General features: G+C 52.7%; 14 protein-coding genes and 6 tRNA genes. 5 read left to right on the plus strand and 15 right to left on the minus strand.

Annotated features, from left to right (window positions below):
• Position 1 precedes the first annotated feature (1 nt).
• Positions 2-1,693 carry an alpha,alpha-phosphotrehalase gene (gene treC / locus M493_RS08275; RefSeq protein WP_020959870.1) on the minus strand — a complete coding sequence of 564 codons (1,692 nt, stop codon included), beginning with the start codon at positions 1,691-1,693 and terminating at the stop codon, positions 2-4.
• 125 nt (positions 1,694-1,818) lie between these two features.
• On the minus strand, positions 1,819-3,234 hold the full coding sequence (treP, locus tag M493_RS08280) for a PTS system trehalose-specific EIIBC component (RefSeq protein ID WP_020959871.1): 1,416 nt from the start codon (positions 3,232-3,234) through the stop codon (positions 1,819-1,821).
• A gap of 282 nt (positions 3,235-3,516) precedes the next feature.
• On the opposite strand from treP, the gene M493_RS08285 reads away from it, so the two are divergent.
• Positions 3,517-4,224 (plus strand): MerR family transcriptional regulator, encoded by a 708-nt coding sequence (locus M493_RS08285; RefSeq protein WP_020959872.1) that lies wholly within the window; start codon positions 3,517-3,519, stop codon positions 4,222-4,224.
• A gap of 512 nt (positions 4,225-4,736) precedes the next feature.
• Here M493_RS08285 and parC read toward each other — a convergent pair.
• The 3 genes from parC to M493_RS08300 form a co-directional block, all read right to left on the minus strand.
• A complete protein-coding gene (gene parC, locus M493_RS08290; RefSeq protein WP_020959873.1) occupies positions 4,737-7,178 on the minus strand; it encodes a DNA topoisomerase IV subunit A in 2,442 nt (813 codons plus the stop codon).
• Between the two features lie 61 nt (positions 7,179-7,239).
• The gene (gene parE / locus M493_RS08295) at positions 7,240-9,177 is read right to left on the minus strand and encodes a DNA topoisomerase IV subunit B (RefSeq protein ID WP_020959874.1); all 1,938 of its coding nucleotides are present in this window, start codon (positions 9,175-9,177) and stop codon (positions 7,240-7,242) included.
• 159 nt (positions 9,178-9,336) lie between these two features.
• Entirely contained in the window at positions 9,337-9,756 is a 420-nt protein-coding gene (locus M493_RS08300) for a CoA-binding protein (RefSeq protein WP_020959875.1), read from the minus strand.
• Positions 9,757-10,027: 271 nt separating this feature from the next.
• Between M493_RS08300 and M493_RS08305 the strand changes: the two genes are divergently transcribed.
• Complete coding sequence (locus M493_RS08305; protein ID WP_020959876.1) at positions 10,028-10,588, plus strand: hypothetical protein; 561 nt, start codon at positions 10,028-10,030, stop codon at positions 10,586-10,588.
• A 46-nt stretch (positions 10,589-10,634) separates the two neighbouring features.
• On the opposite strand, the gene M493_RS08310 is transcribed toward M493_RS08305, so the two are convergent.
• Entirely contained in the window at positions 10,635-11,249 is a 615-nt protein-coding gene (locus M493_RS08310) for a CBO0543 family protein (protein ID WP_020959877.1), read from the minus strand.
• Between the two features lie 154 nt (positions 11,250-11,403).
• On the opposite strand from M493_RS08310, the gene M493_RS08315 reads away from it, so the two are divergent.
• Positions 11,404-12,039, plus strand: a complete 636-nt coding sequence (locus M493_RS08315) for a hypothetical protein (protein ID WP_020959878.1) — start codon at positions 11,404-11,406, stop codon at positions 12,037-12,039.
• A 15-nt stretch (positions 12,040-12,054) separates the two neighbouring features.
• On the plus strand, positions 12,055-12,342 hold the full coding sequence (locus M493_RS08320; protein ID WP_020959879.1) for a hypothetical protein: 288 nt from the start codon (positions 12,055-12,057) through the stop codon (positions 12,340-12,342).
• Between the two features lie 34 nt (positions 12,343-12,376).
• On the opposite strand, the gene M493_RS08325 is transcribed toward M493_RS08320, so the two are convergent.
• Positions 12,377-14,053, minus strand: coding sequence for an ABC1 kinase family protein (locus M493_RS08325; RefSeq protein ID WP_020959880.1), 1,677 nt, complete (start codon positions 14,051-14,053; stop codon positions 12,377-12,379).
• Between the two features lie 45 nt (positions 14,054-14,098).
• Entirely contained in the window at positions 14,099-14,398 is a 300-nt protein-coding gene (locus M493_RS08330; RefSeq protein WP_020959881.1) for a phasin family protein, read from the minus strand.
• 155 nt (positions 14,399-14,553) lie between these two features.
• On the opposite strand from M493_RS08330, the gene M493_RS08335 reads away from it, so the two are divergent.
• A complete protein-coding gene (locus M493_RS08335) occupies positions 14,554-15,402 on the plus strand; it encodes an MBL fold metallo-hydrolase (protein ID WP_020959882.1) in 849 nt (282 codons plus the stop codon).
• Between the two features lie 147 nt (positions 15,403-15,549).
• Here M493_RS08335 and M493_RS08340 read toward each other — a convergent pair whose 3' ends face one another.
• The 7 genes from M493_RS08340 to M493_RS08370 form a co-directional block, all read right to left on the minus strand.
• Complete coding sequence (locus M493_RS08340; RefSeq protein ID WP_020959883.1) at positions 15,550-15,756, minus strand: heavy-metal-associated domain-containing protein; 207 nt, start codon at positions 15,754-15,756, stop codon at positions 15,550-15,552.
• 152 nt (positions 15,757-15,908) lie between these two features.
• Positions 15,909-15,982: transfer RNA gene (locus M493_RS08345), tRNA-Ile, on the minus strand.
• Positions 15,983-16,000: 18 nt separating this feature from the next.
• Positions 16,001-16,082, minus strand: a tRNA-Tyr gene (locus M493_RS08350).
• 10 nt (positions 16,083-16,092) lie between these two features.
• Positions 16,093-16,165, minus strand: a tRNA-Thr gene (locus M493_RS08355).
• Between the two features lie 172 nt (positions 16,166-16,337).
• Positions 16,338-16,430: transfer RNA gene (locus M493_RS08360), tRNA-Ser, on the minus strand.
• 17 nt (positions 16,431-16,447) lie between these two features.
• A tRNA-Leu gene (locus tag M493_RS08365) sits at positions 16,448-16,530 on the minus strand.
• A gap of 7 nt (positions 16,531-16,537) precedes the next feature.
• Positions 16,538-16,609 (minus strand) — tRNA-Ala (locus M493_RS08370).
• Between the last annotated feature and the right edge of the window lie 4 nt (positions 16,610-16,613).

Below are 16,613 nucleotides of genomic sequence, written 5' to 3' on the forward strand. Positions count from 1 at the left end.
ATCATGGACGGCGCAGAAGATAAACAACTGATTCGTACGGACGCAGGTCGATGCGGCGAAAATCGTCCGGTGAATCCGGATAGTTGGACAACAGCCGCTCGCCCTTCCAACCGTCCGCTCCCGCTTCTTTTGGCAGCACGAACGTCGTTTTGACCGGATAAAAGTTATTGACGACAAGCAGCTTCTCCCCGTCACCATGGCGCATATAGGCGAAAAGGTGCGGATCGTCGGCAAGGAGCAACTCGTAGCGGCCGGTCGTAATAATGTCATACTGCTTGCGCATCTCAATCAGCCGCTTATAGTGATAAAAAATCGAATCACGATCGGCAAGCGCCTGTTTTACGTTGATGTGCCGATAGTTGTCGGCGACGCGAATCCACGGCGTCCCGGATGTGAAACCGGCATGAGCGCTGTCGTCCCATTGCATCGGCGTGCGCGAATTGTCGCGCGACTTCCGCTGCAAAATGTCTAACACCTCTTGTTCACTTTTGCCTTCTTCAAGCAAAATCCGGTACATATTAAGCGACTCGACGTCCCGGTAATCGCGAATATCGGTGAATTTCGGGTCGGTCATGCCGATTTCTTCGCCTTGGTAAATGTATGGCGTCCCTTGCATAAGATGAATCGCCGTCGCCAACATTTTCGCCGACTCTTTCCAATACGTTCCGTCATCGCCGTAGCGCGACACAATGCGCGGCTGGTCGTGGTTGCACCAAAAAAGCGCGTTCCAGCCCCCGCCTTCGTGCATCCGCACTTGCCACTCCGACAAAATGCGTTTTAAGGCGAGGAAATCAAACGGGGCGACCGCCCATTTTTCCCCGTTCGGGTAATCGACTTTCAAGTGATGGAAGTTAAACGTCATATTGAGTTCGCGGTTTTTCGGATTCGTGTAACGGATGCAATGGTCGATCGTCGTCGACGACATTTCCCCGACGGTCATGACGTCATATTGAGAAAACACTTCCCGGTTCATCTCTTGCAAAAACTCGTGGATGCGCGGCCCGTCCGTATAGAAGCGGCGTCCATCGCCCGGTGGAATCGAGCCGTCATCGTCCGGGAAGCGCTGGTCTTTGGACAGCAAGTTGATGACATCGAGCCGGAAGCCGTCGACCCCTTTTTGCAGCCAAAAATGCATCATCTCGTAAATGCGGCGGCGCAGTTCTTCGTTTTCCCAATTCAAGTCGGCTTGTGTCACATCGAACAAATGCAAATAATATTGCCCAGTTTGTTCATCATATTCCCACGCCGAACCGCCGAATTTCGACTGCCAGTTGTTCGGCGCGCTGCCGTCCGGCTTCGGGTCGCGCCAAATGTAAAAATGGCGGTACGGACTCGTCTTGGATGCACTCGCCTGCTTGAACCATTCATGGTCGGTCGACGTATGATTGACGACCATGTCCATGACAAGCTTCATGCCGCGCGCATGCACCTCATTAAGCAAGCGGTCAAAGTCAGCCATCGTCCCGTACGCATGATGAATGGCGAAATAGTCGCTGATGTCATAGCCGTTGTCGCGCTGCGGCGACGCATAAATCGGCGTCAGCCAAATCACGTCAACGCCAAGTTCTTTCAAATAATCGAGCTTTTCGATGATCCCGGGCAAATCGCCGATGCCGTCCCCGTTCGTATCACGGAAGCTCTTCGGATAAATTTGATACACAACCGCTTTTTTCCACCATGGTGTTGTTGACACGTTTTTTCACCTCGTTCGTTGACTTCAACAATGAATGAAAAACATACCATTGGCGTTGGCGGCCAATGGTATGTCAGCAAACTGAGCATTTAGCACATCGTTCTTTTACTTCTATGAATGTACCGTTAGCGTGCAGCTTTGCGCACTTTGCCGAAGATAAACGTCAGCACAAACGGCACCGCGATCGCAATCGCCATCCCGATAAAGAACGGGAGCCATTTCTGCGGCACGATCGACAAGAAGCCCGGCAAACCACCGACACCGATCGATGGCGCGATAACTTTATTGATCGTGATAAACATTCCTGCTATCGCCGCTCCGACCATAGCGGCAATAAACGGGAAACGGAAGCGCAAGTTGACCCCGAACATCGCTGGCTCGGTAATGCCGAGATAGGCCGAGACGGCGGAGGTAAACGACAATCCGCGCAGCTTTTCGTCTTTAGCGACGAACATCATCGCCAATGCCGCAGAGCCTTGAGCGATGTTCGACATGACCAAAATCGGCCATAAGAACGTCCCGCCTGTGCTGGTGATCAACTGCAAGTCAACCGGCAAGAACGTATGGTGCATCCCGGTGACGACAAGCGGCGCATACAACGCGCCATATAGCAAACCGCCAATGGCTGGAACATTGTCAAAAATCCCGACAAACAAGCTCGTAATCGCATTCCCGATTGTAAACGTGACAGGACCAATGGCGATAAATGCCAAGAAACCTGTAACAAGCAGTGCAAGCGGTGCGACAAGCAACAGTTGAAACGCATCCGGAATGCGCTTGCGCAAAAACAGCTCGATTTTCGCCAATACGTACGAAGCCACCAACACCGGCAATACCTGCCCTTGGTAGCCGACTTTTTGCACTTCAAGCCCAAATAAATTCCAAACTGGAATTTCCCCTTCTTGTTTCGCCGCCCCCCAGCCCCAAGCATTCAACAAATCCGGGTGGACGAGCATCAAGCCAAGAACAATTCCCAACAGCGGACTGCCGCCGAATTTCGTCACCGCCGACCAACCGATCAAACCAGGCAGGAAGACGAACGCTGTATTGGCGATCAAGTTGATGATGTTCGCCAAATCAGCCCATTGTTGATGCACGTCGACAAACGATTTCCCTTCATAAAAAATACCTGGTCCGGTTAAAACGTTGTTAATCCCCATTAACAAACCAGCTGTCACGATCGCCGGCAAAATCGGGATAAAAATGTCGGCGAGCGTCTTGATCGCACGTTGCAGCGGGTTGAGCTTCGCTTCCGCCGCATCTTTTATTTCCTGCTTTGTCGCCCGTCCGACGCCCGTCAGTTCAACAAGGTCGTTATACACTTTATCCACAAGCCCTTGGCCGATGACGACTTGAAACTGGCCGTTAGCCGAAAACGATCCTTTGACGACGTCAATGCGTTCGAGCGCCTCTTTGTCAACTTTCCCTTCGTCTTTGAGCGCAAACCGAAGCCGGGTCACACAATGTGTGGCGGCAACAATGTTCTCCTTGCCGCCGATGGCCTCGACGATTTGCGCGGCTGTTTGCTCATATGCCCCCATCACGCATGCCTCCTTTTTCTTTCTCCCGCTTCCGATTGTGTTAAATCGCTTTCAGCAATCGGTTACAAACTTGTATATACAACACAAACTTATTTTATCTTGTATATACAGGTTTGTCAACGTCTTTCGATAAAAACTTGCATATGTCGACAATCATTGTTTGTTTTTCACTAACTTCCACTTCTTTTGTTATGTTTTGTCAAACAGCAGGAAAATAAACGACCAAGTGGGAAAATAAAACATAGTCATCCTAAACGAGAAAAAAAGGAAGAGGGGAACGCCATGAAAACATATACGCTCCGCGAAGCGGCGAAAAAAATCGGGGTCACAGCCCGCGACTTGAAACAATGGGAAAAGCAACTTGCTGAATGGATTACGATTCCACGCACTTCCCAAGGAGCGCGCATTTACACTGAAGAGCTCGTCAACCGGTTCCGCCAAATCCAGACGCTGCTCGCCGACGGCCGCAGCCTGCACGAGATCGCTGCGGAATTGAAACAAGCCAATGAACCGTCCTCTCCCCCGGAATCGGCGGTGATGGAAGGGGAAATTATCGATGTTCCCCGCTTGTTGCGCCATGGCGCTCCATACATAGCCGAGCAGCTCGCTGCCCGCATGAAAGATGAGATCGTCGATGCCTTAAAGCGGGAAACAACAGCGGTCGTGCAGCAGGCGATGGATGAGGTAAAAGGGAAGCTTGATGATATCGGCGAGCAAACGAGAGCAGCCGCCGAAACGGTGCACCGCTCGCTTCATGATTACAAAGAAGCTTGGCAGCAAAAAACCGAACAGCTGCATGAACATTTGGAAACGGTCGTCGCGTTTTGCCACGAGGAAAAGACAAGACAGGAGGAAGAGCGGAAACGGTTGGAACAGCGCATTTTGGAACGGGAGAAAGCGTTCCGGGAACTCGTCCTTTCCTTCCGCCAAACAGCGGCAAGCGCCAGCACCGCCCGAACCCGGGCGGACAAATGGTGGAAGTTTTGGTGAAACCATTAGTCACGCGGGCAGGAGAACCCCATTCTGACTGCCAAATCGGAAAATTTTCCTCAACATCCAAAACCTAATCATGTAGGTGGCGAAAATCTTTGTTCATTTGCGTTTTTTTTTTAACATCTTTCCGAAAGAAGTCTCCCACTTCGAAGCGAAGGGAAAGTGGGAGATGAATTTCGATTGGCAATTTCGATTGGCGTTAGCCAACGAATATGATCGAATATGGCGAGAACGGACACCTTCGGAACGAAGGGAAGCGTAAAGGGTTCTTGTGTTTGGCTTACCGTTCGGCGAACACACACAAGTCGCTTGAAGCCCCCACCTCTAAGCGAAGTGTAGCTGGTGGGTAGTTCACGAAGGCAATGTCTAACCGGCACTGAAAAAGGGTGTCCCGCTCCTGTTTGGGGACACCTTTTTCAGTGCTATATATACGTACAAGCCAATCTAAACGCCAACCGCGGGATCCACTGGGACGAAGCGGGAGACCTCACCCGGCTTCTCCTTCCCCCTTATTCTTCCCCTTTTCCTAGCAACTTCACCGGCTCTTTCCAGACGTCTGCCACCGTCCCCGCCTCATCTGTATCGATGACGAACGATCCGGTGCTGTAGCGGTCCGACAGGCGAAGCGAAGCGGCCTCCACCGTCTCGATGACCCCTTTTTCCGTCCGGATTCCGACCGTCCCCCCGCTCTCATCAACGAGAATGGCCATAACTACTCGATGCGGGTTCGATTTCACTTCGCGCACGATTCGCACGCCGCGTTTAGCGCGCGAGGATGGCCCAAACTCGCTTAACGCCATTTTTTTCACCGCCCCACGCTGCGTTACGACAATGAGGGAACCGCAGTCTTCGGAACGAATCGGACAGGCGGCGGCGACAAAATCGCCTTCTTTTAGTTGAATGCCTTTCACCCCGGCCGCACGCACGCCGACCAAGCTGATTTCTTCTTCGGCAAACAATAGCGCATACCCATCATGCGTCGCCAACCAAATGAGACCACGGCCGTCGGTCGCATAGACGGCGGTTACTTCATCATCGTCTTTCAGATTGATCGCCACAAGCGGGCGTGTGTAGCGCTGCACTTGATATTGGGAAAGTTCGGTCCGTTTCACCATCCCCTGCTTGGTCACAAAGACAAGCTGTCTATCCGTCTCAAATGAGGAAACAGGAACAGCGGCGACAAGTTCATCATCGCGCTCGAGCGGAATCAAGCTTGAAATATGCTGGCCAACGTCTTTCCAGCGGATATCCGGCAGCGCATGCACCGGGCAATACAAATAATAGCCACGACGGGTAAACAATAAGAGCACATCGGTCGTATTCATCTCCAGTTGAGCGAGCAGGCGGTCGGTTTCCTTCATGCCGATGTCCTGACCGTTCGATGCGCTGTAGGAACGGTAGCTCGTCCGTTTCACATACCCTTCCTTTGTCACCGTGACGATCACATCTTCGGCTGAGATGAGCGCTTCAACGTTCACTTTCAGCTCCTCAATTTCCTCTTCAATCACCGTTCGCCGTTCATCCGCATATTGTTTTCTCATCGACTTCAACTCTTTTTGAATGACCATAAGAAGCTTTTTCTCATCGGCTAAAATCGCGGTCAATTCAGCGATCGTTTTGTCGAGCTCTTTTGCTTCCTGCCGAAGTGCGGTAATATCGGTGTTGGTCAGCCGGTACAGCTGAAGCGTCACGATCGCTTCCGCCTGCGCCTCGGTGAACCCGTAGTTCGCCATCAGCCGATCTTTCGCATCGCGCTTGTCGCTTGACGCGCGAATCGTCGCGATCACCTCGTCCAAAATCGAGAGCGCTTTGATCAAGCCGTCAACAATATGTTTTCGCTCATTCGCTTTGTTAAGCTCAAAATGCGAGCGGTTTGTGACGACGTCTTTCCGGTGGGCGATGTATGCATCCAACAGCTCCGGCAGGCTCATCAGCTTCGGCCGACGTTCATGGATCGCCACCATGTTAAAGCTGTATGGCACTTGCAAATCGGTGTTTTTGTATAAATAGCTGAGAATCGCCTCGGCATCGGCGTCTTTTTTCAGCTCAATGACGATCGACAGCCCGTTCCGGTCCGTTTCATCACGGACGTCGGCGATGCCGTCGAGCTTTTTGTCCAAACGAAGCTCATCGATTTTTTTCACCAAATTCGCCTTGTTCACTTCATACGGCAGCTCGGTGATGACAATCTGCCTTTTGCCGCCTCTCGCCTGCTCGATTGCCGCCTTGGCGCGGATGATGATTTTGCCGCGCCCCGTTTCGTACGCTTTGCGAATGCCGTCTTTCCCCTGGATGATGCCGCCGGTCGGAAAATCAGGACCGGGAAGAACGGTCATCAAGTCGTCAACCGTGCAATCCGGCCGGTCAATGCGCATCAGGACAGCATCGATCACCTCGCCGAGCGCATGCGGCGGAATGTCGGTCGCATAGCCGGCGGAAATGCCGGTGGATCCGTTTACCAACAAATTCGGAAACATCGCCGGCAAAACCGTCGGCTCCTCCGTCGTATCATCAAAGTTCGGCACAAACGCGACCGTTTGTTTGTCAATGTCGCGAAGCAGTTCAGCGGCAATGGCCGACAGACGCGCTTCCGTATAACGCATCGCCGCCGGCGGATCGCCGTCTACACTGCCGTTGTTGCCATGCATTTCAATCAGCACGTTGCGCAGCTTCCAGTCCTGGCTCATCCGCACCATCGCCTCATACACGGACGAGTCGCCGTGCGGATGGAAGTTGCCGATCACGTTCCCGACCGTTTTCGCCGCTTTGCGAAACGGTTTGTCCGCCGTATTGCCTTCCACGTACATGGCATACAAAATGCGGCGCTGCACCGGCTTTAACCCATCGCGTGCATCGGGCAGCGCCCGGTCTTGGATAATGTATTTGCTGTAGCGGCCAAAGCGGTCGCCAAGCACGTCTTCTAACGGCAATTCCAACAATCGCTCTGCCATCATACCTCTCCTTTCCTACAAGACGTCGGCGCGATCATGGCGGCGCCTTTTCGCGCCGCCATCAGCCGATCCACCCTGGCTCTTCCTCAAGCCCAAAGGCAACATGCGTTTCAATCCATTTGCGACGCGGTTCGACCTTGTCACCCATGAGCGTCGTCACCCGCCGCTCGGCGCGGGCCGCATCTTCAATGCGCACGCGGATCAACGTGCGCGTTTCCGGATTCATCGTCGTTTCCCACAATTGGTCGGCGTTCATCTCGCCAAGCCCTTTGTAGCGCTGAATCGTATAGCCGCGGCCCATTCGTTTCGTGATTTCCCGCAATTGCTCATCCGTCCATGCGTATTCGATGACTTCCTTTTTGCCGCTTTTTTTGCTGATTTTATAAAGCGGGGGCAAGGCGATGTACACTTTCCCCGCTTCAATGAGCGGGCGCATGTAGCGGTAAAAAAACGTCAAGAGCAACACTTGAATATGAGCGCCGTCCGTGTCGGCGTCGGTCATAATGATCACTTTGTCGTAGTTAATGTCCTCAAGCGAAAAATCAGCGCCGACGCCGCCGCCAATGGCATGAATGATCGTATTGATTTCCTCGTTTTTCAAAATGTCGCCAAGCTTCGCTTTTTCTGTATTGATGACCTTCCCGCGCAGCGGCAGCACTGCTTGGAAGCGGCGGTCACGCCCTTGTTTGGCCGAGCCGCCCGCCGAATCGCCTTCCACCAAATACAGCTCGTTTTTTTGCGGATTGCGCCCTTGCGCTGGTGTCAGCTTGCCGCTTAAAAGCGCCTCTTTTCCTTTCCGCTTTTTGCCGCTGCGCGCTTCCTCGCGCGCTTTGCGGGCCGCTTCGCGCGCCTGGTACGCCCGGATCGCCTTTTTAATGAGCATCGCGCTCACGTCCGGATTTTCTTGCAAAAAGTATGTCAATTGTTCGGAAACAACCGCATCGACGGCCGAACGCGCTTCGCTCGTCCCGAGCTTCCCTTTCGTCTGCCCCTCAAACTGCAGCAAATGCTCCGGGATACGCACCGAGACGACCGCCGACAGCCCTTCGCGAATATCGGCCCCCTCTAAATTTCTATCCTTTTCCTTGAGCAAGCCGACGCGGCGGGCGTATTCGTTAAAAACGCGCGTCATCGCCGTTTTCGCCCCTGCTTCATGCGTCCCGCCGTCTTTTGTGCGCACGTTGTTGACAAACGACAAGACGTTTTCCGAGTAGCCGTCATGGAACTGAAACGCAAACTCGACTTCAATGCCGTTTTGCTCGCCAGCAAAATACACAACCGGATGAAGCACGTCTTTTTCTTCATTCAGATAGGCGACAAACGCTTCAATGCCATTTTCATAGTGAAAGACGTCGCGCATGCCGGTCCGTTCATCCACGAGCTCAATTTTCAGCCCTTTTAACAAAAAGGCCGATTCGCGCAGCCGTTCGCCCAATATTTCATAATCGAATACCGTTGTGCTGAAAATCGTCGGGTCAGGTTTAAATTGGATTACCGTTCCGGTTTTGTCCGTCATCCCGATTTTTTCAAGCGTTGTGACCGGCTTGCCGCCATGCTCAAACCGCTGACGGTAAATGAAGCCATCGCGGTGAATCGTGACGACAAGCCACTCGGACAAGGCGTTGACGACCGAGGCCCCGACCCCGTGCAGGCCGCCGCTCGTTTTATAGCCGCCTTGGCCGAACTTGCCCCCGGCATGGAGCACCGTCAAAATGACCTCCGGCGTCGGCTTGCCAAGCTTATGCATCCCGACCGGCATGCCGCGCCCTTCATCGAGGACGGTGATGCTGTTATCTTTATGTATTTGCACCAAAATGTAGTTCCCATATCCGGCTAACGCTTCATCGACCGAGTTATCGACGATTTCATAAACAAGATGATGCAACCCGCGGCTGTCGGTGCTGCCGATGTACATCCCCGGCCGTTTCCGCACCGCCTCAAGCCCTTCTAACACTTGAATGGCATCTTCGTTATATTCGTATATCGACTGTTTTGCCACAAGGCCACCCCTTCCTGCCAAAACAAGAACATCTGTTTCTGTTTTATTGTATCATAAAATGCCCAGCTGTCCATTGTCTTTTGACACTACGTGACAAAATCGGACAACGACGCCTGAAAAACGAAAGGACCATCTTAGAGAAGATGGTCGTTTCAATCGTTATGCGCGTTTTGTGAGCGCATGTTCCACTTTAATGCAGCGGTCCATAATCACCGTATAGCCTTTTTCTTTTAAAAACGCGTATGCTTCTTCATTGACGACACCAAGCTGTCCCCAAAACACATCCGCGTCGATTTGCACAAACTCGCGGGCGAGCTCCGGCAAATGTTCGGAACGGCGAAACACATCGACGATGTCGACATGCCCTTCGATATCCGTCAGCTTGTCGACCGCCGGAATGCCTTCCCATTCATCAATCATCGGATTGACGGGAATAATTTCATATCCGGCATCTTTCATCGCTTTCGCCACCATATACGACTCGCGCTCCGGGTTGTTCGATAAACCAACTACCGCAATCCGCTTCGCTTTCTGCAAAATTTCGCCGATTTCTTCACGGCTTGGGTTGACAATGGACATCAGGTTCCTCTCCTTCCTTCGTTCTCCTTTTCGCTGTACTAGTTTCGCTGCCGCAAAATGAAAATCCTTCTTTGCTGCGGCAAAATCGCCAAAAATAGGCTGCCGTTGCCCTCGGGCGGCCCAGGCCAAAATCGGCACTTGTTCTTGTATCCTTCCCGAACCCCCCCAGCCTCTAAAACAGCCGGCCGCTTTTTTCCAGCTTTTAGGCCGAACCCTTTCCACATATTTGACCGGCTATGTGAAATCATAAACGTGCAAGGGGGAATGTTTTATGAGTATTCATGGCTATTGGAATGCGATCGACGACAGCCGCAGCAAGCTGCACGATCTGCTTCAGTCATATTGGAACGACTATTCCAACGTCGGAACATGGCAGTTTTGGCTCATTGTCGTTTTTCTTGTCGCTCCGGTGCTTCTGCTCGTTTTCACGGTTGACCGGAGGCGCATTTTGGAAGTGTTTTTCTTCGGGTATACGGTTCATATATTGTGGACATATGCGTACATCGCCTTAGAAAACGCGATGTACTTGTCTCCTCGCTATTTTTTGACACCGTTTTTGCCGTTTGCCTTAAACATTACCGCCTCGGTGCTGCCGGTTGGCTTTTTGCTGCTTTACCAGTATTGCACGAACCGCAACAAAAACTTTTATGCATATACGCTTTTGCTCAGTGCGGTCTTCGCGTTTGGGCTCGCTTCGCTTGAACAATGGCTCGGGTTGCTCGACTTGCACCGGGGATTGCACAAGTTTCATCTCTTTTTAATTGACTTAGCCATCGTATTCATCGCCTATGGAGTAACCCGCTTTCTCGTTCGCGTCCAAGCGCGCAGCTGAGCCCTTTGTCTCCCCCGCTGCCCGTCATTGCGGGCGGCGTTTCCAGCTAACGGCTGCTTATGCTCCACCCTGTGTAAACCCCGGCTAAAAAGACGGTCGCCATCGCCACGGCATGAACGATGATCCAGCCCCACCGCCCGTAGCGGAACGAGGAAGCAGCAAGCGGGGCGCGCGCGTCAGCGGGAACGATGTTCCCCCCGATCCACTCAAACAAAAGCAAATACAACCACCATGCGGTATACGAATCCCACGCGTCCCATTGCTCGTTGTACTCGATCAGCCGCAGCGGTGAAAGGAGGGCGACAAGCTCAAGCGTCATAATCACCTGCACACCCGCAAAATAAAACGGCAGCTTCCACGCCCACTCCTTTGGGCTGTACCTCACCCCAAGCAAGGTGAAAAACGGAACGACAGTCAACATTTCAATGAGTGGAATTGGCGGATGCGGAATCAATTTGACCGGGAATGTATAAAAACCCGCAAACACAAACGCAAGACAAAGGAGAATGCCGACAGCGGCGCTTAGTGCATAAAGAACACCATAGCGCTTTTTGTCATGCCTCATGATCCAAATACTTCCCGCTGCACTGACCGCCACGGCAATCATTTCCACGACCCGAATGGTCCATAGTGAAACACCCATCATCAATTCCTCCGTCATTTTGCAACCGCCAAACCTCCTCGCAGCATACAGCGTTAGTATAGGCCAAAAGACGGAATTTATGACGAGAATAAATCGACGCAAGGCAGCGAAATAATAATGTCTGTCCGCCGCAGGGGCGGGCCAACATCTTAACTGGTAAGGAGTGGGAAGTATGGATTCGAAAACAAAAGAGGCCGTTGAGGCGCTCGCTAAAGGGAAAGCGAAAGAAGAGTTTGCCGCTGAGTTTGCCGTGTTGCGCAACGAACTGAATCGCATTCAACAATCGATGGGCCAGTTGCTGCAGCAAGCCCAGCAAGGTATGCAAATGCAGCAAAATCCGCAAACGAACCAACTGCTCCAGCAAATTCAATATTTCAGCCAACAAGCCCAGCAAGCCCAACAACAAGCGGATCAGCTGCTCCAGCAAGCCATCCAGCAGGCAACGCAAATTTTAAACCAGGCAGCGCAATACATCCAAAGCAACCGGGCGTTTGCGCAAATGAACCAAGCCATCAACCAAGCGGCGCAATATTTGCGGCAAATGTCAGGCGGCCAACAAGGGCAGCAGCAACAACCGCAAATGCAATTCGGTCAACAAGGACAGCAGCAGCAACCGCAAATGCAATTCGGCCAACAAGGGCAGCAGCAACAACCGCAAATGCAATTCGGCCAACAAGGGCAGCAGCAACAACCGCAAATGCAGCTCGGCCAACAAGGACAACAGCAGCAACCGCAAATGCAATTCGGCCAACAAGGACAACAGCAGCAACCGCAAATGCAGCTCGGCCAACAACAACAATATTTCTAAAGAGGGGTTCGTTTTATGGATCGAAAAACAAAGGAGATTGTCGAAAGCATCGTCAAACAGCAAAAGACGGAATTTGCTGCAGAGTTCGGTCAACTGAAAAGCCAAATTCAACAAATCCAGCAAACGTTTTCCCAGTTGCAAAGCAGTTTAGCCCAACAGACGCAAAACCAGGCGGGCCAGCAACAACTGCAACAGCTGCAGCAACAACTTCAACAACAGCAACAACAAGTCCAACAACAACTGCAGCAACAGCTCGGGCAGTTGCAACAACAAGTCCAAGACGCAGCCAACACCGTTCAATAAAAGTACGAAAGGGGACTCGCTCCCCTTTCCCGCACTAAAACTTTCGCGACCGGAATAGCACATAAAGCAACCAGCCAATCATGAGCGCCGCCATGCCGATGCCAATGTCAGTCATCGGCACGTTCCGCAGCAGTGCTGACGGGCGTCCCAACGACGAAGCAACCATGACGCCAGCCATGATGATGCTAAACGAAAGAAGGACAAGGCTCGATGACAACCGGCCGCTAACCTGATCGAGTTTATGTAACAACGTTTCGAGGTCGGGGGCGGTCATTTCAAGCTGGAGCTTGCCTCGCCGCATCACTTTCGTTAACTCCTTTAAGCTGTCCGGCAGCCGAAGCAGCATCCCGCCGTAGTCGGCAACGCGCCGCCACGCTGTCTCCGCCACCCGGTCAGGCCGAAGACGGTCCTTCAACAGCTTCCGCCCAAACGGCTCCGCCACATCCATGATGCGAAACTGCGGATCAAGCGTTTCCACCACCCCTTCAACGGTCAGCAACGCTTTCCCTAGCAGCGTTAAGTCGCTCGGAATGCGAATGCCATGGCGAAACGCTACCGTTAAAAGGTCTTCAACAGCTTCACCGAGACTGATCTCACCAAGCGGGACGCCGTAATATTTTTCCCGCAGCTCGTCGATATCGTCGCGCAGTTTCCCCTCATCGGCCCCATCCGGAACAAGCCCTAAGCCGTAAATCGCGTCCAACACCCCATCAGTGCTTTGCCGCATCAAGGCGATAATGAGGGATGAAAGATGGTGCTTGACATTCGGACGGAGACGGCCCATCAAGCCGAAATCAATAAAGACAAGCGCTCCATCAGGGAGAACGAACACATTTCCAGGATGGGGGTCGCCATGAAAAAATCCGTACTCAAACATTTGCTTTAACACCGCTGTGGTCAACCGTTCCGCCAATGTTTTGAAAGAGTGCCCTTCTGCTTTTAGCCGCTCGATTTCCCCGAGCTTGATCCCTTCGACGTATTCCATCGTAAGCACGTTTTTCGTTGTATAATCCCAAAAGACGCCAGGCACGTATACCGTCGGATCACCGGCAAACTGTTCGGCGAACGCTGCCGCATGGCGCGCTTCAATGGTGTAATCGAGTTCTTGCCGCAGCGATTTCGCCAGCTCGTCAACGATTTCGGACAGCCGGTACGATGCGGCCCAATCTAAGCGCCGTTCTGCAAGCATGGCCAAGTCCTGCAAAATTTCCAAATCGGTCTCAATCCGGGCGGAAATGTGCGGACGCTGTACTTTCACCGCCACCGGCTGCCCGGAGGGAAGAACGGCCCGGTGAACTTGTCCAAGAGAAGCGGCCGCAAGCGGCGTATCGGCAAAAGAGCGGAACAGCACCTCAAGCGGGCCGCCAAGCTCTGTCTCCACAATCTGACGGACATCGGCAAACGGAAACGGCGGAACTTGGTCTTGCAGTTTTTCCAGTTCACGGATGATATGATCAGGGATCAAATCGGGCCGCGTGCTGGCAATCTGCCCAAGCTTCACAAATGTCGGCCCAAGCTCCTCGAGCACGAGGCGGATCCGTTCCCCGACCGTTTTTCCTTCCCGTTTTCCCCGTTCCGAACGCCAGCGCGGCGGCAAGGACAAAACGGACGCAAAGCCGAGATCATCGACGATCATCCCGAATCCGTGCCGAAGCAATGCACTGGCAATTTCATGATAACGGCCAAGATGGCGCACCCGTTTCCCGATCATCCGATCATCTCCCTTAGAGCGTCAAACAGCAGCCAAAAAAGCCCGTTACTCCCCGCTTTGTTCCCTTTCCTCAAGACGGCGGATCCGCTCCTCAAGCTGCCGCACCTCTTCCTTTGTCGCCAGGTCGAGCTTGTCAATCACCTGTTTGATTTGTTCGCGCACCAACCGCTGCACTTCTGTTTTTCGTGCTTCGGTTTGCTGCTTCCATTGATCGATCACTTCCTTCGATTCATCAAGCGACAGCTCCCCTTTTTTCACAAGCTCGTCCACGAGTTTTTCCACCTGCTCCTTGCTGGCAATGGCGAGACCAAGTCCAAACGCCAACCCTTTTTTCAAAATGCTCATCCATTTTCCCCTCCTTATGTTAATCCTTTTCCTTATTGTACCATTGCTTGCCGATCCGTGTCGAGTTAGGCGGCAGCCCTTTGTATTTGTATAAGAGGCGGGGCGATGCGGCATGCTATCTACCGTTGGACAACGATGCAAAGGAGGAGATTTTGATGGCTGATGAACCATTGCATTACGGGGAAGACTATCATTTTATTCCTGCGACATCTGCAGCAAGCGGCGTCGGGGTCAGCGTATTGCCTGACCTGTACTGCCATACAATCCAAATCGTCAACATTTGCCTAGTCGGCCACCCTGACGATGGCACATTCGTATTGATCGATGCGGGGATGCCAGGATCAGCGGACGACATTGTTTCGGTTATTGAAAACCGCTTTGGCAGCGGCAGCCGCCCGCAAGCCATTATTTTAACCCACGGCCATTTTGACCATGTCGGGGCGTTGGTTGAGCTCATCCAGGAATGGAATGTGCCGGTGTACGCCCATAAAGACGAACTGCCGTATTTGACCGGCAAGGCGCGTTATCCCGAACCGGACGCGTCCGTTGAAGGGGGGATTCTCGCCAAAATTTCACCGTTTTTCCCAAACGAACCAATTCAACTGGGCGATCACGTTCATCCGCTTCCAGAGGATGGCACCGTCCCGCATTTGCCGGAGTTCCGCTGGCTGCACACACCTGGGCACACACCAGGCCACATCTCTTTGTTCCGCCCGCGCGATGCGGCTTTAATCGCTGGCGATGCGTTTGTCACCGTCCGTCAAGACTCGCTGTACAAAGTGTTGACCCAACAAACCGACATTACCGGCCCGCCGCGCTACTATACCATCGACTGGACGGCTGCCCGTGAATCAGTCCGGAAATTGGCTGCACTCTTCCCATCGGTCGCTGTCACAGGGCACGGCGCCCCAGTAGCAGGAGAGGAATTGCGTGAGGGGCTGACAAAACTCGCCCGCGATTTTGACCGCCTTGCCGTTCCCGATTACGGGAAGTACGTCCATTGAGTGAACACTCTCCCATCTACGCCCATGCTAGGAAACGAAAGGCTTCCCGGTTCGAAAAGATCCATAAGCGTGCCATTCTTCAAGACAAAAGGGTGTCCAACTGGGACACCCTTACGCAGTTGAATAGCGGGGCGCAAAGACGCCTCGCTACTGAAAACGAAAGCCGTGCTGCTGCAACGTTAAGACGATGCGTTCTTTCGAAATCTTTTTCTCATCAAATTGAATCTTCACTTCCCCATCCTCTGTATCGACGAGCGAACGCTCCACGCCATCGAGCCCGCTAAGGAGTCGTTCAATGCGGGCAATAGGCTGCGGCGATGTCGCTCCGTCAATATAAAAGGTAGCTTCAGCCATCGTCTTCCCTCCTTCTCTTCTTCAGAAACATGCCGTTCCCGTCGCTTATTTTCCCCGATTCGCTCCCTCATAAACGAGGCACATCGTACCGTTCGTGATAATACAAAAAAAGATGGCAAGAGTCACTTGCTCTTACCATCCCATATCAAAAATGGGCCTAAGTGGACTTGAACCACCGACCTCACGCTTATCAGGCGTGCGCTCTGACCAGCTGAGCTATAGGCCCGTTTATGGAAAATAAAAATGGAGGGGGACGGATTCGAACCGCCGAACCCAAAGGGAGCGGATTTACAGTCCGCCGCGTTTAGCCACTTCGCTACCCCTCCGTAATGGCGATGCCGACTGCAGGACTTGAACCCGCAACCTACTGATTACGATTCAGTTGCTCTACCAATTGAGCTAAGTCGGCATAATAGAAATAAAACGTGGCTCATTGTTTGCCTACTGTGCCTCTTCCTCTAACAGCCCATTCACAGAAGCAGGATGCGTCGAGGCAACTCGCAGTCAATTCAATGATGTTGATGCTCGTCTCTACCAATTGAGCTAAGTCGGCATAATAGAAATAAAACGAGTTGGAACCATGGCGGAGGAGGAGGGATTCGAACCCCCGCGGGCTGTGACACCCCTATCGGTTTTCGAAACCGACCCCTTCAGCCAGACTTGGGTACTCCTCCATAACTGTTTGGAGCGATGCGGTCGAGAGGACTTGAACCTCCACGGGGTTGCCCCCACTAGGCCCTCAACCTAGCGCGTCTGCCATTCCGCCACGACCGCATAGAAGTGGAGCGTAGGGGATTTGAACCCCTGACCTCTTCGCTGCCAGCGAAGCGTTCTCCCCCTGAACTAACGCCCCATCA

The organism is Geobacillus genomosp. 3, assembly GCF_000445995.2.
GTDB lineage: Bacteria > Bacillota > Bacilli > Bacillales > Anoxybacillaceae > Geobacillus.